The sequence below is a fragment of the Pseudomonas sp. YY-1 genome (assembly GCF_002843095.1).
In the GTDB taxonomy this organism is placed as follows: domain Bacteria; phylum Pseudomonadota; class Gammaproteobacteria; order Pseudomonadales; family Pseudomonadaceae; genus Aquipseudomonas; species Aquipseudomonas sediminis_A.
This window is the reverse complement of record NZ_PJLX01000014.1, coordinates 72,191-91,946: the sequence shown is the minus strand read 5'-3', so window position 1 is coordinate 91,946 and position 19,756 is coordinate 72,191. Positions and strand designations below refer to the sequence as shown.

The 19,756-nt window shown below is 61.3% G+C and carries 18 protein-coding genes; 2 read left to right on the top strand and 16 right to left on the bottom strand.

The genetic code is table 11. From position 1 onward, the window contains the following. Window positions 1-73: 73 nt before the first annotated feature. Window positions 74-922 (bottom strand): S-formylglutathione hydrolase, encoded by an 849-nt coding sequence (gene fghA, locus CXP40_RS18700; protein WP_106734985.1) that lies wholly within the window; start codon window positions 920-922, stop codon window positions 74-76. Window positions 923-1,021: 99 nt separating this feature from the next. Next, window positions 1,022-2,134 carry an S-(hydroxymethyl)glutathione dehydrogenase/class III alcohol dehydrogenase gene (locus tag CXP40_RS18695; protein ID WP_106734984.1) on the bottom strand — a complete coding sequence of 371 codons (1,113 nt, stop codon included), beginning with the start codon at window positions 2,132-2,134 and terminating at the stop codon, window positions 1,022-1,024. Between the two features lie 217 nt (window positions 2,135-2,351). Between CXP40_RS18695 and CXP40_RS18690 the strand changes: the two genes are divergently transcribed. Together CXP40_RS18690 and CXP40_RS18685 are read left to right on the top strand one after the other, a co-directional pair. Next, window positions 2,352-3,248, top strand: a complete 897-nt coding sequence (locus tag CXP40_RS18690; RefSeq protein ID WP_106734983.1) for a LysR family transcriptional regulator — start codon at window positions 2,352-2,354, stop codon at window positions 3,246-3,248. A gap of 143 nt (window positions 3,249-3,391) precedes the next feature. Then, window positions 3,392-3,715 (top strand): HPF/RaiA family ribosome-associated protein, encoded by a 324-nt coding sequence (locus CXP40_RS18685; protein ID WP_099523440.1) that lies wholly within the window; start codon window positions 3,392-3,394, stop codon window positions 3,713-3,715. Between the two features lie 13 nt (window positions 3,716-3,728). Here the strand turns inward: CXP40_RS18685 and ispD are convergent, their stop codons facing one another. From ispD to CXP40_RS18615, 14 genes are all read right to left on the bottom strand, one after another. Beyond that, window positions 3,729-4,427: a 2-C-methyl-D-erythritol 4-phosphate cytidylyltransferase gene (gene ispD / locus CXP40_RS18680; protein ID WP_106734982.1), complete on the bottom strand. Its 699-nt coding sequence runs from the start codon at window positions 4,425-4,427 to the stop codon at window positions 3,729-3,731. Further along, window positions 4,424-4,702, bottom strand: coding sequence for a septum formation initiator family protein (locus CXP40_RS18675; RefSeq protein WP_106734981.1), 279 nt, complete (start codon window positions 4,700-4,702; stop codon window positions 4,424-4,426). Before CXP40_RS18675 ends, ispD begins: the two co-directional genes overlap by 4 nt. Window positions 4,703-4,990: 288 nt before the next feature. Then, on the bottom strand, window positions 4,991-6,280 hold the full coding sequence (eno, locus tag CXP40_RS18670) for a phosphopyruvate hydratase (RefSeq protein ID WP_099523446.1): 1,290 nt from the start codon (window positions 6,278-6,280) through the stop codon (window positions 4,991-4,993). Between the two features lie 147 nt (window positions 6,281-6,427). Further along, window positions 6,428-7,273, bottom strand: coding sequence for a 3-deoxy-8-phosphooctulonate synthase (kdsA, locus tag CXP40_RS18665; protein WP_106734980.1), 846 nt, complete (start codon window positions 7,271-7,273; stop codon window positions 6,428-6,430). 3 nt (window positions 7,274-7,276) lie between these two features. Continuing rightward, on the bottom strand, window positions 7,277-8,908 hold the full coding sequence (locus CXP40_RS18660; protein WP_106734979.1) for a CTP synthase: 1,632 nt from the start codon (window positions 8,906-8,908) through the stop codon (window positions 7,277-7,279). Between the two features lie 151 nt (window positions 8,909-9,059). Then, on the bottom strand, window positions 9,060-10,382 hold the full coding sequence (gene tilS, locus CXP40_RS18655; RefSeq protein WP_106734978.1) for a tRNA lysidine(34) synthetase TilS: 1,323 nt from the start codon (window positions 10,380-10,382) through the stop codon (window positions 9,060-9,062). 58 nt (window positions 10,383-10,440) lie between these two features. Then, on the bottom strand, window positions 10,441-11,391 hold the full coding sequence (locus CXP40_RS18650; protein WP_106734977.1) for an acetyl-CoA carboxylase carboxyltransferase subunit alpha: 951 nt from the start codon (window positions 11,389-11,391) through the stop codon (window positions 10,441-10,443). A gap of 137 nt (window positions 11,392-11,528) precedes the next feature. Then, entirely contained in the window at window positions 11,529-15,059 is a 3,531-nt protein-coding gene (gene dnaE, locus CXP40_RS18645; protein ID WP_106734976.1) for a DNA polymerase III subunit alpha, read from the bottom strand. 114 nt (window positions 15,060-15,173) lie between these two features. After that, complete coding sequence (gene rnhB, locus CXP40_RS18640) at window positions 15,174-15,773, bottom strand: ribonuclease HII (RefSeq protein ID WP_106734975.1); 600 nt, start codon at window positions 15,771-15,773, stop codon at window positions 15,174-15,176. Continuing rightward, window positions 15,773-16,906 carry a lipid-A-disaccharide synthase gene (lpxB, locus tag CXP40_RS18635; protein ID WP_106734974.1) on the bottom strand — a complete coding sequence of 378 codons (1,134 nt, stop codon included), beginning with the start codon at window positions 16,904-16,906 and terminating at the stop codon, window positions 15,773-15,775. Before lpxB ends, rnhB begins: the two co-directional genes overlap by 1 nt. Window positions 16,907-16,911: 5 nt before the next feature. After that, window positions 16,912-17,688 carry an acyl-ACP--UDP-N-acetylglucosamine O-acyltransferase gene (gene lpxA / locus CXP40_RS18630; RefSeq protein ID WP_106734973.1) on the bottom strand — a complete coding sequence of 259 codons (777 nt, stop codon included), beginning with the start codon at window positions 17,686-17,688 and terminating at the stop codon, window positions 16,912-16,914. Then, the gene (fabZ, locus tag CXP40_RS18625) at window positions 17,685-18,125 is read right to left on the bottom strand and encodes a 3-hydroxyacyl-ACP dehydratase FabZ (protein WP_003244215.1); all 441 of its coding nucleotides are present in this window, start codon (window positions 18,123-18,125) and stop codon (window positions 17,685-17,687) included. Before fabZ ends, lpxA begins: the two co-directional genes overlap by 4 nt. A gap of 47 nt (window positions 18,126-18,172) precedes the next feature. Continuing rightward, window positions 18,173-19,228, bottom strand: a complete 1,056-nt coding sequence (gene lpxD / locus CXP40_RS18620) for a UDP-3-O-(3-hydroxymyristoyl)glucosamine N-acyltransferase (protein WP_106734972.1) — start codon at window positions 19,226-19,228, stop codon at window positions 18,173-18,175. A 2-nt stretch (window positions 19,229-19,230) separates the two neighbouring features. Continuing rightward, window positions 19,231-19,734, bottom strand: coding sequence for an OmpH family outer membrane protein (locus tag CXP40_RS18615; protein WP_099523471.1), 504 nt, complete (start codon window positions 19,732-19,734; stop codon window positions 19,231-19,233). Between the last annotated feature and the right edge of the window lie 22 nt (window positions 19,735-19,756).

Below are 19,756 nucleotides of genomic sequence, written 5' to 3'. Positions count from 1 at the left end.
GGCGTGATTCTAACCGCATTGCCCCGTAGCCCGGATGAAATCCGGGAAATTCGCGCCCCGGATTTCATCCGGGTTACGCCGGGAGCAAAGCGGCTGCATGGTGATGCAGGTGATCGTCGATAAAGCTGGCGATGAAGTAGTAGCTGTGGTCATAGCCTGGCTGCATGCGCAGGGTCAGCGGATGAGCAGCGGCCTTGGCCGCAGCCTGCAGTGCCTGCGGTTTTAGCTGGCCTTCGAGGAAATCATCACGATCACCCTGATCGACCAGGATCGGCAGTTTCTCGCCAGCCTCGGCGATCAGCACGCTGGCATCCCACTCACGCCAGCGCGAACGCTCCTCGCCGAGGTACAGCGAGAACGCCTTCTCCCCCCACGGACAGTTCATCGGATTGCTGATCGGTGAAAAGGCCGATACTGACTGATAACGTCCCGGGTTCTTCAGCGCGCAGATCAACGCACCGTGGCCGCCCATGGAATGCCCGGCGATACCGCGCTTGTCCGATACAGGAAAATTGGCCTCGATCAATGCAGGCAGCTCCTGCACCACGTAGTCGTACATGCGGTAGTGGCGCGCAAAGGGCTCCTGAGTGGCATTGACGTAGAATCCTGCGCCGAGGCCGAAGTCATAGGCACCATTGACGTCGTCGGCCACGCCTTCGCCACGCGGGCTGGTGTCGGGTGCGACGATGATCAGCCCCAGCTCGGCCGCCATGCGCTGGGCACCGGCTTTCTGCATGAAGTTCTCGTCGGTACAGGTCAGGCCGCTCAGCCAGTACAACACTGGCAGCTTGGCACCCTGCTCCGCCTGCGGAGGCAGATAGACGGCGAACACCATGTCGCAGTTGAGACTGCTGGAGCGATGGCGATAGCGCTTGTGCCAGCCACCGAAGCTCTTGTTGCTGGAAACGATTTCGAGGGTCATGAGCCGCTCCGTAGGGTGCGCCATGCGCACCAGGGGGTTGCGGTGCGCACAGCGCACCCCGCGAGAATCCTTGCAGCCATGAGGCCGCACGGTGTTTCGTCAGAAATGAATGACGGTGCGGATGCTCTTGCCTTCATGCATCAGCTCGAACGCCTCGTTGATTTCTTCCAGCGGCAGGTTGTGGGTGATGAAGGTGTCCAACGGAATTTCACCGTTCTGCGACTTCTCGACATAGCTGGGCAGCTCGGTACGACCCTTGACCCCACCGAAGGCGCTGCCACGCCAGACGCGACCGGTGACCAGCTGGAACGGACGGGTGCTGATCTCGGCACCAGCTGGTGCCACGCCGATGATGGTCGACTCGCCCCAGCCCTTGTGGCAGCACTCCAGCGCAGCGCGCATCAGTTGTACGTTGCCGATGCACTCGAAGCTGTAGTCGACGCCGCCATCGGTCATCTCGACGATGACTTCCTGAATCGGCTTGCTGTGCTCCTTCGGATTGACGAAATCGGTGATGCCCAGCTCACGCGCCACAGCTTCCTTGGCCGGGTTGATATCGATGCCGATGATGCGCGAAGCCTTGGCCATCTTGGCGCCGATGATCGCCGCCAGACCAATGCCACCCAAACCGAAGATGGCCACGGTGGAGCCCTCGGTAACCTTGGCGGTATTGAGCACGGCGCCAATACCGGTGGTCACGCCGCAGCCAAGCAGGCAGACCTTCTCCAGCGGCGCCTCCTTGGGGATCTTCGCCAGAGAGACTTCCGGCAGCACGGTGTACTCGGAGAAGGTCGAGCAACCCATGTAGTGGTAGACCGGCTCGCCGTTGTAGGAGAAGCGGCTGGTGCCATCGGGCATCAGCCCCTTGCCCTGGGTGGCGCGTACCGAGCTGCACAGGTTGGTCTTGTTGGATTTGCAGAATTTGCACTCGCCGCATTCAGCGGTGTACAGCGGAATCACGTGGTCGCCGACCGCCAGCGAAGTGACACCTTCACCCACCGCCTCGACGATACCGCCACCCTCGTGACCGAGAATGCAGGGGAACACGCCCTCGCTGTCCTGGCCGGACAGGGTATAGGCATCGGTGTGGCAGACACCGGTAGCGACAATACGTACCAGCACCTCTCCGGCCTGAGGTGGCGCGACATCGACCTCGACGATTTTCAGGGGCTCATTCGGGGCGAAGGCAACGGCGGCGCGGGACTTGATCATGGCAGTTCTCTCCAGGGAGCGTGGACAATGGCCGGCAGTCTAGTTCACGGCCACCAAGAGATAATCAGCGAAATAGCAAAACATTATTGCCATACAGAAATAATGTTAGCCTTCCTGTACAAAAGCAGGCCTGTCGCCGGCTGCACTCGGATCACCCACAGCGAGCTCCCAAAGGCGCAGCACGAATGCAATCAGGTACACGGGAGAAGGAGTGTCGATGAATCGCTGGGAAGGACTCGACGAATTCGTCGCCGTGGCCGAGTGCGGGCAGTTCAGTGCCGCGGCCGAGCGCTTGGGATTGTCCACTTCGCAGGTCAGCCGCCAGGTCGCACGCCTGGAAGAGCGCCTGCAGAGCCGTCTGTTCTACCGCAGCACCAGGCGGGTAGCCCTGACCGAAGCCGGCCAGTTGTTTCTGCAACACTGCCAGCGCCTGCAGGATGCCCGCGAAGAAGCGTTGCGTGCAGTCGGCGATCTTGGCGCCGAGCCAAAAGGGCTGCTACGCATGACCTGCGCCGTGGCGTATGGCGAGCGCTTCATCGTGCCACTGGTCAATGACTTCATGGCGCGACATCCACAGTTACGCGTCGAGATAGAACTGTCCAACCGCCCGCTCGACCTGCTGCACGATGGCCTGGACCTGGCCATCCGCCTGGGGCGCCTGCAGGACTCACGCTTGATGGCCGCACGCCTGGCGCCCCGCGAGATGTACCTGTGCGCAGCACCCGAGTACCTGCAACGTTACGGCCGCCCTCATTCGCTGTCGGAGCTGGCGCGCCATAATTGCCTGATCGGCAGCAGCGAGACCTGGAGCTTCGCCGAAAATGGACGGGAAACCCAGGTGCGGGTGCAGGGCAACTGGCGCTGCAACAGCGGCCAGGCCGTGCTCGACGCTGCGCTACGCGGTTTTGGCCTGTGCCAGCTACCCGATTACTACGTCCTCGAACATCTGCGTAGCGGGCGGCTGACCTCTCTACTGGAGCAGCATCGCCCACCCAATACCGCAGTGTGGGCGCTCTACCCACAGCAACGTCACCTTTCACCCAAGGTGCGCCAGTTGATCGACGCCCTGCACCAGGGGCTCAGCCAACGCATCGAATACCTCGCTCCCGCCTGAGATTTTGCAACAACCTTGTCACCCAGCTGAACAGTCATGGAATGTCACAAGTCAGGGCGAAACTTGGGCAAGACGACCGCGTCACAACCTATGCACCCCGCTCAAACGGGGCCTCACGAACTCAGCTACATGAGGACATGGTTATGCAGGTTCTGGTCAACAGTGGTAAGCACGTCACCTCCTCGATGGACTTCAAGGACGACATTCGCGGTCGCGTCCGGGACAAGCTCCAGCGCTACGAGGACCACCTCACCCGGATCGAAATTCATCTCTCCGACGAGAACGCGCTAAAAAGTGGCCCGCAGGACAAGCGCTGCAAAGTCGAGGCGCGGATGAAAGGACGCGATCCACTGACGGTCTCCCACGATGCCAGCGAACTGCAGCAGGCAATCGACGGTGCCATGAACAAGCTGACCAACGCGCTGGATCGCAACCTGGGAAAAGACGCCAAGCGCTGGACGCACTGATGCTGCGGATCGCTCAGCGACTCTCGCGCCAGATACGTTGTAGATAATGCAGATCCTCCGGGCGGGTGACCTTGAGGTTGTCCGCCCGGCCCTCGATAAGCCGGGGCGACTGCCCTGCCCACTCCATGGCCGAAGCTTCATCGGTCACTGTCACACCTTCTTTCAGCGCTTGCGCTAGAGCCTCGCGCAGCGCACCCAGACGAAACATCTGCGGCGTGTATGCCTGCCAGATCACGCGACGATCCACGGTCTCCATCACCCTGCCATCGCTTCCGGCACGCTTGAGCGTGTCGCGCGCCGGCACTGCCAGCAGGCCGCCGACCGGATCATCAGCCAGACTGCCCAACAGTCGCTCAAGGTCTTCCCTGGACAGATTGGGTCGCGCAGCGTCATGCACCAGCACCCAATCTTCGCTGTCCGCGCCCTCTGCGACTAGCGCCCCCAGCCCTGCCAATACCGAGTCGGCCCGCTCTTTCCCGCCAGGCGCCCGGCGGATACGCGCGTCGTTTGCCACAGGCAATTGTGGCCAGAACGGGTCATCCACGGCCACGCATACCACCGCTCCCAGCAGATCGGGATGGTCGAGAAAACAGTGCAGGGTATGTTCGAGAATGCAGCGGCCGGCGATCTGCAGGTACTGCTTGGGACGGTCGGCTGCCATACGTGCACCGACACCGGCAGCTGGAATCACCAGCCAGAATTTCGTGGTCATTCAGTCAGCAGATAGAGGGTTTCACCCTCTTTGAGCATGCCTAACTCCTGACGTGCCCGCTCTTCCACGGTTTCCATGCCGCGCTTGAGCTCCATCACCTCGGCCTCGAGGATACGATTGCGCTCCAGCAAACGCTCGTTCTCGCCCTTCTGTTCGGCGATCTGCTGTTGCAGACGGCTGGCAGCAGCCAGGCTGCCGTCGCCGACCCACAATCGATATTGCAGGCCAGCCAGCAACAGGATCAGCACGATGAACAGCCAGTAGGGACTACGCATGGAGCGGCTCGCAGATTGAGTCATCGGCATGGTAGGGGCTGCGTTCATGCTTGAAAAGAAGCCGTCTGATGAGTGACATGGGGTTTCGGTACCTGCATCCGTGCATTGGTTCCCAAGGATCGACGAAGCGTCCACGAAAAAGGCCATGCCCGCAATGACGCAGCCTTTGTAGGAGCGGCTTCAGCCGCGAAAAATCGCGGATAAATCCGCTCCTACAGCATGCAGCGCAAACGCAGGAATAACCACGAAAAAGGGCGACTTGCGTCGCCCTTTTCTACCACGCAGATGTCAGCCGCGGAACTCGGCGCGGCCCTTGTATGGAGCCTTGCCGCCCAACTGCTCTTCAATGCGCAGCAGCTGGTTGTACTTGGAAACGCGGTCGGAGCGGCACAGCGAACCGGTCTTGATCTGACCGGCGGCAGTACCAACGGCCAGGTCGGCGATGGTGCTGTCTTCGGTTTCGCCGCTGCGGTGCGAGATCACGGCGGTGAAGCCAGCGGCCTTGGCCATCTGGATGGCTTCCAGGGTCTCGGTCAGCGAGCCGATCTGGTTGAACTTGATCAGGATCGAGTTACCAATCTGCTCGTCGATACCGCGCTTGAGGATCTTGGTATTGGTGACGAACAGGTCGTCGCCAACCAGCTGTACCTTGGCGCCAATCTTGTCGGTCAGGACTTTCCAGCTGGCCCAGTCGGACTCGTCCATGCCATCTTCGATGGAGATGATCGGGTAACGCTCGGTCAGGCCAGCCAGGTAGTCGGCAAAGCCTTCACCGCTGAATACCTTGCCTTCGCCAGCCAGGTCGTATTGACCGTCCTTGTAGAATTCGCTCGATGCGCAGTCCAGCGCCAGGGTCACGTCGTCACCCAGCTTGTAGCCGGCGTTGGCAACGGCCTCGGCGATGGCGGCCAGGGCATCTTCGTTGGAAGCCAGGTTCGGCGCGAAACCACCTTCGTCACCCACAGCAGTGTTCAGGCCACGGGCCTTGAGCACGGCTTTGAGGTGATGGAAGATCTCGGCGCCCATGCGCAGGGCATCGGCAAAGTTCTTGGCGCCAACCGGCTGTACCATGAACTCCTGGATGTCGACGTTGTTGTCGGCGTGCTCACCGCCGTTGATGATGTTCATCATCGGTACCGGCATGGAATAGACGCCTGGGGTACCGTTCAGATCGGCGATGTGCGCGTAAAGCGGCACGCCCTTGGCCTGAGCAGCGGCCTTGGCGGCAGCCAGGGACACGGCGAGGATGGCGTTGGCGCCCAGAGTCGCCTTGTTCTCGGTACCGTCGAGCTCGATCATCGCGCGATCCAGAGCTTTCTGGTCGACAGCGTCTTTGCCCAGTAGCAGGTCACGGATCGGGCCGTTGATGTTGGCGACGGCCTTCAGCACGCCCTTGCCCAGGTAACGGCTCTTGTCGCCGTCACGCAGCTCCAGCGCTTCGCGCGAGCCAGTGGAGGCGCCGGACGGAGCGCATGCGCTGCCGACGATGCCGCCTTCCAGAATTACATCCGCTTCCACGGTGGGGTTACCACGGGAGTCGAGAACCTCACGACCCTTGATGTCGACGATCTTTGCCATTCTTGATAACGCTCCAAAGGTTGACGATAAGACGGCAGCAGCAGGCTGCACTGGGCCGCCGCTGCCGGAGGGCAGATCGACGGCTCACTCTGACTCACGGGTCAGGGGGATTTTTCTCGGGCGGCACTTTACCGGATTACAGCCGGCTCAGGCAGTCTCGATAGGAGGAAAACTCTTGATCAGGTCATCCAACTGCTTGAGCTGGGTGAGAAACGGCTCCAGCTTGTTCAGGCGCAGAGCGCATGGACCGTCGCACTTGGCGTTTTCCGGATCCGGATGGGCTTCGAGGAACAGGCCTGCCAGGCCCTGGCTCATGCCCGCCTTGGCCAGGTCGGTAACCTGGGCGCGACGACCACCAGCAGAGTCGGCGCGACCACCCGGCATCTGCAGGGCGTGGGTCACGTCGAAGAACACCGGGTACTCGAACTGCTTCATGATGCCGAAGCCGAGCATGTCCACCACCAGGTTGTTGTAACCGAAGGAGGAACCGCGCTCGCAGAGAATCAACTGATCGTTACCGGCCTCTTCGCACTTGGCCAGGATGTGCTTCATTTCCTGCGGGGCGAGAAACTGCGCCTTCTTGATGTTGATCACCGCGCCGGTCTTGGCCATGGCCACTACCAGATCGGTCTGCCGCGACAGGAAAGCCGGCAACTGGATGATGTCGCAGACTTCGGCCACGGCAGCCGCCTGGTGCGGCTCGTGCACGTCGGTGATCACCGGCACGCCGAAAATCTTCTTCACTTCCTCGAAGATCTTCATGCCCTCTTCCAGGCCCGGGCCGCGGAAGGAGGTGACGGAGGAACGGTTGGCCTTATCGAAGCTGGCCTTGAACACGTAGGGAATGCCGAGCTTCTCGGTCACCCGTACGTACTCCTCGCAGGCCTGCATGGCCAGGTCGCGCGACTCGAGCACGTTGATGCCACCGAACAGCACGAAAGGCTTGTCGTTGGCGATCTCGATGTCGCGAACCTTGATGATCTTCTGTGCCATGCCTTAAGCCTTCTTCGCTTTCTGCGCCAGGGCAGCATTGACGAAACCGCTGAACAGCGGATGGCCGTCACGCGGCGTGGAGGTGAACTCCGGGTGGAACTGGCAGGCAACGAACCACGGATGATCCGGCGCCTCGACCACTTCGACCAGTGCACCGTCGCCAGAACGGCCAGTGACCTTCAGGCCAGCCTCGGTCAGCTTCGGCAGCAGGTTATTGTTCACCTCGTAACGGTGACGATGACGCTCGACGATCACGTCCTTGCCGTAGCAGTCGTGTACCTTGGAGCCGCCCAGCAGTTGGCAATCCTGCGCCCCCAGGCGCATGGTGCCGCCGAGGTCAGAGCTTTCACTGCGTTGTTCGGTGGCGCCGGTCGCGTCTTGCCATTCGGTAATCAGGCCCACTACCGGATGAGCGCTGGCCATGTCGAATTCGGAAGAGTTGGCGTCAGTCCAACCCACGACGTTACGGGCGTACTCGATGACCGCTACCTGCATGCCGAGGCAGATGCCCAGATAGGGAATCTTGTTCTCGCGAGCGTACTGCACGGTCTTGATCTTGCCTTCCACGCCACGCAGACCGAAGCCGCCCGGCACCAGGATGGCATCGACGCCTTCGAGCAGGCCAGTGCCCTGGTTCTCGATGTCTTCGGAGTCGATATAACGCAGGTTGACCTTGGTACGGTTCTGGATGCCGGCGTGGCTCATCGCTTCGATCAGCGACTTGTACGCGTCCAGCAGCTCCATGTACTTGCCAACCATGGCGATGGTGACTTCTTTTTCCGGGTGGAGCTTGGCATCGACCACGCGATCCCACTCGGACAGGTCGGCACCGCCGCACTCCAGGCCGAAACGCTCGACGACGAAGTCATCCAGACCCTGAGCATGCAGCACGCCCGGTATCTTGTAGATGGTGTCGACGTCTTCCAGGCTGATCACCGCACGCTCTTCGACGTTGGTGAACAGAGCGATCTTGCGGCGCGAGGAGACATCGATCGGGTGGTCGGAGCGGCACACCAGCACGTCAGGCTGCAGGCCGATGGAGCGCAGTTCCTTGACCGAGTGCTGAGTAGGCTTGGTCTTGGTCTCACCAGCAGTGGCGATGTACGGCACCAGGGTCAGGTGCATCAGCATCGCGCGCTTGGCGCCCACTTCCACACGCAGTTGGCGGATGGCCTCGAGGAACGGTTGCGACTCGATGTCACCCACGGTGCCGCCGATTTCCACCAGGGCCACGTCGGCATCGCCGGCGCCCTTGATGATGCGACGCTTGATCTCGTCGGTGATGTGCGGGATGACCTGAATGGTCGCGCCCAGGTAATCACCACGGCGCTCCTTGCGCAGCACGTCCTCGTACACACGACCGGTGGTGAAGTTGTTGCTCTTGCTCATCGTGGTGCGGATGAAACGCTCGTAGTGACCCAGGTCGAGGTCGGTCTCGGCGCCGTCGTGGGTGACGAACACCTCACCGTGCTGGAACGGGCTCATGGTGCCCGGATCGACGTTGATGTAAGGGTCCAGCTTGAGCATGGTGACCTTCAGGCCCCGCGCCTCCAGGATGGCCGCCAGTGAAGCCGAGGCGATGCCTTTCCCCAATGAAGAAACAACACCACCCGTGACGAAGATGTAGCGCGTCATGAAAAACCCTAGAAGTCTGCGTTTAAGCGGTCAATGCCGCCGGGGAAAGCGAAGGAGCGCCATCAATAGCAAAAATGGCAAGCTCGCCAAGCTCCCTGAGGGAGTCGGCAAAAGCTGTATTAAGACGGGAGCGTAGTCTACCGGAAAGGCCTTACCAGCTCAAACCTTGCACGCCGATAGGCGGCGACCACTGCAGACGCACCCCGCTCGCCTGAATTACTGACGACTGCGTCAGGTTCGCCACCGCCATCAACTCATCGCCATCGAACAACAGCGGCAGGCGCGGGCGCACGAATTCCGGTACGCGCAGCTCATTGAGCAGACGCTTGAGATCGCGCCTGCCGCGCCCCGGCAGCTGCAGTGACTCACCGCCCTGGCGGTAACGCAAGTGCCAGCGACCTGGCGGCAACTCACCCTGTAGATGCACACAACCGTTACCGGGCAGCTCGACAGGCTCGGGAAACGAGCTGAAGGAAAGATCGAGTGGTTCGAGCGGCTGCAGCCACTCACCGCCAAGCCACCACAGCCGACCATCGGCACGGTGCAGCTCACCATCGGCCAGTCGCCAGATCGGTGATGCATCCACACCCGCATCACGCAGGTCACACCAGCCGGCCCAGTGGTCGCTATCGGGCATACGCGTATAAGGCGCCAACCAGTGGCGCAGCAAATTGCGCTGGCGCGCCTCACTCAACGCAGTGACAGCCGGCAGATACAGCGACGGCAACGACAACCAGGCAAACGCTGAGCCGCCATGGGCAGCGGCAAGGTCGATCTCGGCCAACTCATCCAGCAACTGCTGCGCCTCAGACAGATGGCCTGCGCTGCGCACCAGACTGCTCGACGCTTGCGGCCAGCGCTCCGCCAGCAGCGGCATCACCTGTCGCCGCAGGAAGTTGCGACTGAAACGCTCATCGGCATTGCTCGGGTCTTCGATCCAGGCAAGACCATGACCCTGCGCATAGGCCTGTAATTCAGCCCGAGAACAATCGAGCAGCGGCCGAATCAGGTGGCCCTTCCCCAACGCTCGACCAGTCGGCATAGCCGCCAGCCCGCGCACGCCGGCGCCGCGCAGCAGACGAAACAGCAGGGTTTCGGCCTGATCATCACGATGCTGAGCACTGAGCAACACCTCGCCCGGACCAAGCCGCGCAGTGAAAGCCTGATAACGCGCGTTACGCGCTGCCTGCTCGAGACTGGCGCCTGGCGCCACCTGCACCCTGACGATGTCCAGAGCAATACCCAGCCGTGCGCAAACCTGCGCGCAATGCTCTGGCCAGGTGTCAGCTGCCGACTGCAAACCATGATGGACATGAATGGCGGAAAGCGGCGGCAGCTTCTCACGCCGAGCCAGATCGGCGAGCAAATGCAGCAGCACGGTGGAGTCGAGACCACCGGAGAAGGCGATACACCAGGCAGGAGCCGTACACCACGGCTGCAGGGCCTGGCGCAGGCGAATAGAGAGATCGGTCATTGGCCAAGCTTAAACAACAACGGGCCCGAAGGCCCGTTGAGATAGACGTAGAACGAACTCAGGCGATGCCGTAGCTCATCAGACGATCGTAACGACGCTTAAGCAGCGCGTCAGTGTCGTGCTTCTGCAGACTGGCCAGTTGCTTGGTCAGCTCCTGACGAATCGACTCGGAAGCTGCGGCCGGGTCACGGTGCGCACCGCCCAACGGTTCGGCGATCACCTGATCGACGATGCCCAGATCCTTCAGACGCTCGGCGGTGATGCCCATGGCTTCGGCGGCATCCGGCGCTTTCTCGGCGGTACGCCAGAGAATCGAGGCGCAGCCTTCCGGCGAGATCACCGAGTAGGTGGAGTACTGCAGCATGTTGAGCTGGTCGCAAACACCGATGGCCAGCGCACCACCGGAACCACCTTCACCGATGACGGTGGCGATGATCGGCGTTTTCAGACGCGCCATCACGCGCAGGTTCCAGGCGATAGCCTCGCTCTGGCCACGCTCCTCGGCATCGATACCTGGGTAGGCACCGGGGGTGTCGATGAAGGTGAGGATCGGCATCTTGAAACGTTCGGCCATTTCCATCAGGCGGCAGGCTTTGCGGTAGCCCTCGGGGCGCGGCATGCCGAAGTTGCGGCGCACCTTCTCACGCACTTCACGGCCTTTCTGGTGGCCGATGATCATCACCGGCTGGTCGCCCAGGCGGGCAATGCCACCGACGATAGCGGCGTCATCAGAGAAGTGACGATCACCGTGCAATTCATCGAACTCGGTGAAGATGTGCTGGATGTAATCCAGGGTGTAAGGGCGACGCGGGTGGCGCGCGAGCTGCGCGATCTGCCAGCTGGTCAGATTGCCGAAGATGCTTTCGGTCAGGGAGCTGCTCTTGTCCTGCAGGCGGGCAATTTCATCGCCGATATTCAGCGAGTTGTCGTTACCAACCAGGCGTAGCTCTTCGATCTTGGCTTGCAGGTCGGCGATCGGCTGTTCGAAATCGAGGAAATTCGGGTTCATAGTCATCCGTCTTGCGTCGACGGCCAAGTGGCCGGGGAGCTGTATCCATTAGGCGTCCTACCTTAAGGGATAGGGCGCAGCGGGTCGACACCCTCGGGTGCCTTTGCTGTCACGAAGAGGAATTTTCCTCTCGTATATCAGCGGTAGTGCAAAAAGACGTTGTCGCGCCCGAACTGGTCACGCAATGCCTGAATCAAAGTGTCAGCCGGGTCGATTCGCCAGGCATCGCCGAATTGAAGCAAGGCCCGTGCCTCCTCGCCACTGTAGTCGACGGTCACCGGGCAAGCGCCCTTGTGCTTGCTGCACAGCTCGGCCAGCCAGCGCAGGCGGTCGCCCTTCAATGCCTCACTAGCGACCTTCACCCGCAGGCTGTCGGCCAGGCCGGTGCGCGCTTCTTCCAGGCTCATCACGCGCTTGGCGCGCAGGCGTAGGCCACCGGAGAAGTCGTCGTTGCTGACTTCACCTTCGACCACCACCAGCGCATCGTTCTGCAGCAACGCCTGGTTGCTGGCGAAGGCGTCGGCGAACAGTGAGGCTTCGATGCGCCCGGAGCGGTCGTCGAGGGTGATGAAGCCCATCTTGTCGCCCTTCTTGTTCTTCATTACCCGCAGGTTGACGATCATCCCGGCTATGGTCTGGGTATCGCGCGCCGGCTTCAGTTCGACGATGCGTTGACGGGCGAAACGGCGAATCTCGCCTTCGTACTCGTCGATGGGGTGGCCGGACAGGTAGATGCCCAGGGTGTCCTTCTCGCCTTTCAGACGCTCCTTGATCGGCAGTTCACGGGCCTTACGGTGGTTGGCGTAGACATCCGCCTCGGGCTCGGCGAACAGGCCACCGAACAAATCCATATGGCCGCTCTCGGCGCTGCGCGCAGTCTGCTCGGCGGACTGCACGGCCTCCTCCATGGAAGCCAGCAGCACCGCGCGGTTCTTGTCCACGCTGGCCTGGTAGGCCTTGAGCTCGTCCTGATAGTACGGACCGAGACGATCCAGCGCGCCGCTGCGGATCAACGCTTCCAGAGTGCGCTTGTTAATGCGCTTGAGGTCGACGCGATTGCAGAAGTCGAACAGGTCCTTGAACGGCCCGCCCTCGGCGCGGCATTCGACGATGGCCTCGACCGGCCCCTCGCCCACGCCCTTGACCGCCCCCAGGCCGTAGACGATGCGACCGTCGTCGTTGACGGTGAACTTGAATTCGGAGACGTTCACGTCCGGCGGATCGATGCGCAACTTCATGTTGCGGCACTCTTCCACCAGGATCACCACCTTGTCGGTGTTGTGCATGTCCGCCGAGAGCACCGCGGCCATGAACGGCGCCGGGTAATGCGCTTTCAGCCAGGCAGTCTGGTAGGACACCAGACCGTAAGCGGCCGAGTGCGACTTGTTGAAGCCGTAACCGGCGAACTTTTCCACCAGATCGAAGATGTTGCCCGCCAGGTTGGCGTCGATGCCGTTACTGGCACAACCTTCGATGAAGCCGCCGCGCTGCTTGGCCATCTCCTCCGGTTTCTTCTTACCCATGGCGCGACGCAGCATGTCCGCACCACCAAGGGTGTAACCGGCCATCACCTGAGCGATCTGCATCACCTGTTCCTGGTACAGGATGATGCCGTAGGTGGGCTTGAGCACCGGCTCCAGGCCAGCGTACTGGTAGTCGGGGTGCGGGTAGGACAGCTCGGCACGACCGTGCTTACGGTTGATGAAGTCGTCCACCATGCCCGATTGCAGCGGGCCAGGGCGGAACAGCGCCACCAGTGCGATCATGTCTTCCAGGCAGTCTGGCTTGAGCTTCTTGATCAGCTCCTTCATGCCGCGCGATTCAAGCTGGAAGACCGCAGTGGTCTCCGCCTTCTGCAGCATGTCGTAGGTTTTCTTGTCATCCAGCGGGATGAAGTCGATGTTGACCAGATCCTCATCCGGCGCGCCGTCGCGCTTCTGGATACGGTGGATAGTCTCCATCGCCCATTTGATGATGGTCAGCGTGCGCAGGCCGAGGAAGTCGAACTTGACCAGGCCGGCTTGCTCGACGTCATCCTTGTCGAACTGGGTCACCAGGCCGCCGCCCTCTTCGTCACAGGCGATCGGCGAAAAGTCGGTGAGTTTGGTCGGTGCGATCACCACACCACCAGCGTGCTTGCCGGTGCCGCGCACCACGCCTTCGAGCTTGAGCGACATGTCCCAGATTTCCTGGGCTTCCTCGTCGTTCTTGAGGAAGTCGCGCAGCGGCTCCTCCATCTCGTAGGCTTTCTCCAGGGTCATGCCCACTTCGAAGGGGATCATCTTCGACAGACGGTCAGCCAGGCCGTAGGACTTGCCTTGCGCCCGGGCCACGTCGCGCACCACCGCCTTGGCCGCCATCGAGCCGAAGGTGATGATCTGACTCACCGCATTACGCCCGTACTTCTCGGCCACGTAGTCGATCACCCGGTCGCGGCCATCCATGCAGAAGTCGACGTCGAAGTCGGGCATGGAAATCCGTTCCGGGTTGAGGAAACGCTCGAACAGCAGGTCATAGGCCAACGGATCGAGGTCGGTGATCTTCAGCACGTAGGCCACCAGCGAACCGGCACCCGAACCACGGCCCGGGCCAACCGGCACGCCGTTGTTCTTGGCCCACTGGATGAAGTCCATAACGATCAGGAAGTAACCGGGGAAACCCATCTGGATGATGATGTCGAGCTCGAAGTTGAGGCGATCGATATAGACCTGCTTCTTCGCCTCATAATCCGGCGTGCTCTTGGGCAGCAGCACTTCCAGGCGCTCTTCCAGACCCTCGAAGGAGGCGTGGCGCAAGTAATCGTCGATGCCCATGCCATTGGGCGTGGGGAAATCCGGCAGAAAGTATTTACCGAGCTGCACGTCGATGTTGCAGCGCTTGGCGATCTCGACCGTGTTCTCCAGTGCCTCGGGCAGGTCGGAGAACAGCTCCCACATTTCGTCGGCGCTTTTCAGGTACTGCTGATCGGAGTAGTGCCGCGGCCGGCGCGGATCGTCGAGGGTACGGCCTTCACCGATGCAGACGCGGGTTTCGTGGGCCTCGAAGTCACCCTGCTTGATGAAGCGCACATCGTTGGTCGCCACCAGCGGTGCCTCGACGCGATCGGCCAGCGCCACGGCGGCATGCAGGTATTCCTCGTCACCCACTCGGCTGGTGCGCTGCACTTCCAGATAGAAACGGTCCGGGAATACTGCCATCCATTCGCGCAGACGCGTTTCGGCCAGGGCTTCGTCACCGGCCAGCAGCGCCTGACCCACTTCGCCCTCACGGGCGCCGGACAGCGCAATCAAACCTTCTGCCGCATCCTTGACCCAGTCACGCTGGATGATCACCAGGTCGTTGCTCTGACCTTCGGACCAACCACGAGAGATCAGCTCGGTGAGGTTGCGATAGCCCTTGGCATTCATCGCCAGCAGGGTCAAGCGCGTCAGCGGGCCGTCTTCCTCGGCGCTGGCCATCCAGATATCGGCGCCGCAGATCGGTTTGACCCCAGCGCCCATGGCCGTCTTGTAGAACTTCACCAGCGAGCACATGTTGCTCATGTCGGTGACCGCCACCGCCGGCATGCCGGCCCCGGCAACGGCCTTGATCAGCGGTTTGACCCGCACCAGGCCATCGACCAGGGAGTATTCGGTGTGCAGACGCAGGTGGACGAACGCTTGAGTCATGGGCGGCCTTGCAGGTGAAAACGACAAAGCGCGGATTGTAGCCTAAGAGGGTCTGGCTGAGGGCCAGAGGTTCAACAGGCGTGGCATTTCCCGGCTTGCATCCGGGTCATGCAGCTACACGCCTTCGAGCAAGGCACGTACCGGGGCGAAGGAGCGCCGATGAATCGGCGTAGGCCCCAAGCGTATCAGCGCTTCGAGATGAACGGGCGTGGGGTAACCCTTGTGACCGGCAATTCCGTAGCCGGGATAGAGACGGTCCATTTCGAGCATTTCGCGGTCGCGGCTGACCTTGGCCAGGATCGAAGCGGCGGCGATAGCCGGAACCCGGCTGTCGCCCTTGACCACCGGCGCACTCGGCACGGCCAGCTTGGGGCAACGGTTGCCGTCGATCAGCGCCAGTCTCGGCGTTACGCTCAACCCCTCGACGGCGCGCTGCATCGCCAGCATGGTGGCATGCAGGATATTCAGGCGGTCGATCTCCTCGACTTCGGCGCGAGCGATGCACCAGGACAGGGCTTTCTCGCGGATCTCGTCGAACAGCGCTTCACGGCGCGCCTCGGAAAGTTTCTTAGAGTCGTTCAGGCCGATGATCGGCCGCGCCGGATCGAGGATCACCGCCGCCGTCACCACGGCGCCGCAGAGCGGGCCACGACCAACCTCGTCAACGCCGGCGACCAGCTCTTCGACCAGGGTAAAGTCCAATCCCAGCTGCATCAGACTCGCCCAGCGAGCTTGAGAACTGCATCAGCCGCAGACAGTGAAGCATCGCGACGCAGCGCACGGTGAATGACGTCGAAACCTTCGGTCTGCACTTGCCCACCATCGATCAGCGGTGCCACGGCCTGGGCCAATGCCTCAGGCGTCGCGGCATCCTGAATCAGCTCAGGCACCAGCAAACGCTCGGCCAGCAGATTAGGCAGCGAGATATAGGGGCTCTTCACCAGGCGCTTGAGGATACGGTAGGTCAGCGGCGCTACGCGGTACGCCACCACCATCGGCCGCTTGTACAGCAGCGCTTCCAGGGTCGCGGTGCCCGATGCGATGAGCACAGCATCACAGGCAGCCAGCGCTTCGTGGGATCGACCGTTGAGCAACGTCAGCGGCAAATCACGCCCTGCCAGCATCTGCTCCAACTGCTCACGGCGCTCGGGGGTGGCGCAAGGCAGGAGGAAACGAACACCCGGGCGAAGCGCACGCAGGCGGATCGCCGCCTCGAGAAACAGCTCACCCAAGCGCGCGACCTCGCCACCACGGCTACCTGGCATGAGCGCGACCACGGGCTCGTCTTGCGGCAGATCCAATGCCTCGCGCGCGGCGGCACGATCAGCTTGCGGTGGAATCGCATCGGCCAGCGGATGACCGACAAAGCGCACCGGCACCAGATGTTCGTCGTAGAACTGCGCCTCGAACGGAAACAGGGTCAGCATCAGATCGCAGGCTTCACGGATCTTCAGCACCCGCTTCTGCCGCCAGGCCCAGACCGAGGGGCTGACGTAATGCACGGTCTTGATCCCGGCACGGCGCAGCTTGAGTTCCAGACCCAGATTGAAATCGGGGGCATCGATACCGATGAACACATCCGGCTGCGCGGCGATCAGGTCGCGCGCCAACTGGCGGCGACGGCCAAGCAGTTCGAACAAACGACCGAGCACCTCGACCAGGCCCATCACGGCCAGGCGCTCCATCGGGAAGTAGGATTTCAGGCCCTCGGCTTCCATACGCGCACCGCCAACACCGATGAACTCGGCATCTGGATAACGCTGTTTGATAGCCTGCATCAGGCCGGAGCCGAGAATGTCACCGGACGCCTCACCGGCGACCAGTGCGACGCGAATAGGTCTGCTCATAGGAATCAGCGCGTGATGCCGCGCGTGGAGGCCTGGATCGAATCGCGGAAGATCGCCACCTCGGGGAACTGAGCAGCAGACTCGGCCAATTCGGCCAGTGCTTGCTCTACGGTCAGCCCCTGGCGATAAACCTGCTTGTAGCCCTTGCGCAATGCGGCAATGGCCTCGGCTGAGAAACCACGACGACGCATGCCCTCAAAGTTCATGCTGCGCGCTTCGGCCGGGTTACCGAATACGGTAACGAAAGCAGGCACATCCTTGCCAATCGCGGTGCCCATCCCCGAGAAGCTGTGCGCGCCAATGCGGCAGAACTGGTGCACCAGGGTGTAGCCGGACAGAATCGCCCAGTCGTCGACCCATACATGGCCAGCCAGTGCCGTGTTATTGACCAGAATGCAATGGTTACCGATCACGCTGTCATGGCCGATATGGGCATAAGCCATGATCAGGTTGTGGTCGCCAATGGTGGTTTCACTGCGATCCTGTACGGTGCCGCGGTGAATGGTGACGCCTTCGCGAATGGTGTTGTGATCGCCGATCACCAGGCGAGTGAGCTCACCTTTGTACTTCAGGTCCGGCGTATCTTCACCGACCGAAGAAAACTGGTAGATGCGGTTGTGCTTGCCAATCACGGTCGGTCCCTTGAGCACTACGTGCGGACCGATGACTGTACCCTCGCCAATTTCCACATCGGCACCAACAATGCTCCAAGGGCCAACGACAACGTCGTCAGCCAATCTGGCACTGGGGTCGATGATCGCGCGTGGGTCAATCAAACTCATAGCTTGCGTTCCGCACAAATGATTTCAGCGGAGCAGACTTCCTTGCCATCGACAGTGGCGCGGCACTCGAATTTCCAGATGCTGCGACGATCGCTCAGATACTTGGCTTCCAGCGTCAGTTGGTCACCCGGCAACACCGGCGAACGGAAACGCAGCTTGTCGGAGCCAACGAAGTAATACAGGGTGCCATCAGCCGGCTTCACGCCCATCATCTTGAAGCCGAGGATACCGGCAGCTTGAGCCATCGCCTCGATGATCAGAACGCCCGGCATGATCGGGTGCTCGGGGAAGTGACCGTTGAAGAACGGCTCATTGATGCTGACATTCTTATAGGCGCGAATCTGTTTGCCTTCGACGTCCAGGTCCACCACACGGTCCACCAGCAGGAACGGATAGCGGTGCGGCAAATATTCACGAATTTCGTTGATGTCCATCATGTCCGGTTAAGCCTGTAAGAAAAGAAAAGAGCACGGCCGCGCCGTGCTCAGGCATCAGATGAGACGTTTGCCGTCTGGGTCACGGCGGCCAGCTGTTTTTCCAGCTCACGCAGTCGCTTGGCCATCTCGTCCAACTGACGAATACGGGCCGCACTCTTCTTCCACTCGCCCGCCGGCTGCATGGCGGTACCGGAAGAATAGGCGCCCGGCTCGGTGATCGAACGGGTCACCATGGTCATGCCGGTGACGAACACGTTGTCGCACACTTCGATATGACCAACCATCCCCACACCGCCAGCGATCATGCAGTTCTTGCCGATCTTGGTGCTGCCGGAAATACCGCAGCAGCCCGCCATTGCAGTGTTGTCACCAATCTGCACGTTGTGCGCGATCATGATCTGGTTATCCAGCTTCACACCATTGCCGATCAGGGTGTCGGACAGCGCACCGCGATCCACCGTGGTGTTGGCGCCGATCTCGACGTCATCGCCGATGGTTACCCCACCGATCTGCGCGATCTTCTGCCAGACGCCCTTCTCGTTGGCGAAACCGAAGCCTTCACCACCGATCACAGCACCGGACTGGATCACCACCCGCTTACCGATCTGCACGTCGTGATAGAGCGTCACGCGCGGCGCCAGCCAGCCGCCATCACCCACCACACTGCGCGCACCGACTACACAATGGGCACCGATGCTGACATCAGCACCGATACGCGCACCGCTTTCGATAACCGCAAAAGCGCCAATACTCGCACTCGGATCGATCTGAGCGTCTTCGGCAATCTGTGCCGTGGCATGAATACCCGGCGCAGCCTTGGGCTTGCGATCGAACACATGCGACAGCTGGGCATAAGCCAGGTACGGGTTGGCAACGATCAGGGCATCGCCAGCGTAGCCTTCAGCATCGGCTGCGGTCAGAAGCACGGCACCGGCCTGAGTCTGCGCCAGAAACTTGCGGTACTGGGCATTGGCCAGGAAGCTCAACTGTTCGGGCCTGGCCTCCTGTAAGGTGGCCAGGCCCGTGATGACCTTCGCTTCGGCGCCACGCAAGGTGGCGCCAAGACGCTCAGCCAATTGGCCGAGAGTAACTGTCACTGTCATGCTTAACGCATCTGGTTCATGCGCTCGATGACCTGGCGAGTGATGTCGTACTGAGGCTTGACCTCGATCACCGCACCACGCTCGAGCACCAGGTCGAAGTTGCCGTTCTTGATCACGTCTTCGACGGCCTTATCCAGGTTCGGCTTCAGCTTGCCCAGCATCTCGCGGTCGGCGATGGCCTTGGCTTCGTTCAGTTCCTTGGATTGGAACTGGAAGTCACGGGCCTTCTGCTTGAATTCGAGCTCGAGACGCTCGCGCTCAGCCTGCTGCATCTTGTCGCCATCTTTGACCATACGATCCTGGATGCGCTTGGCGTCGCTTTCCAGAGTCTTGAGCTTGTTCAGTTGCGGACCAAACTTCTTCTCGGCATCGACGGCGTAGCGCTTGGCTGCATCCGACTCGAGCAGCGCCATCTGATAGTTCAGCACGGCCACCTTCATCTCGGCGAACGCCGGAGTGGCGATCAGGGCGGCGGTGAACAGAACCAGTTGAGTCAACTTACGCACAATGCACTCCTGCAACAAAACT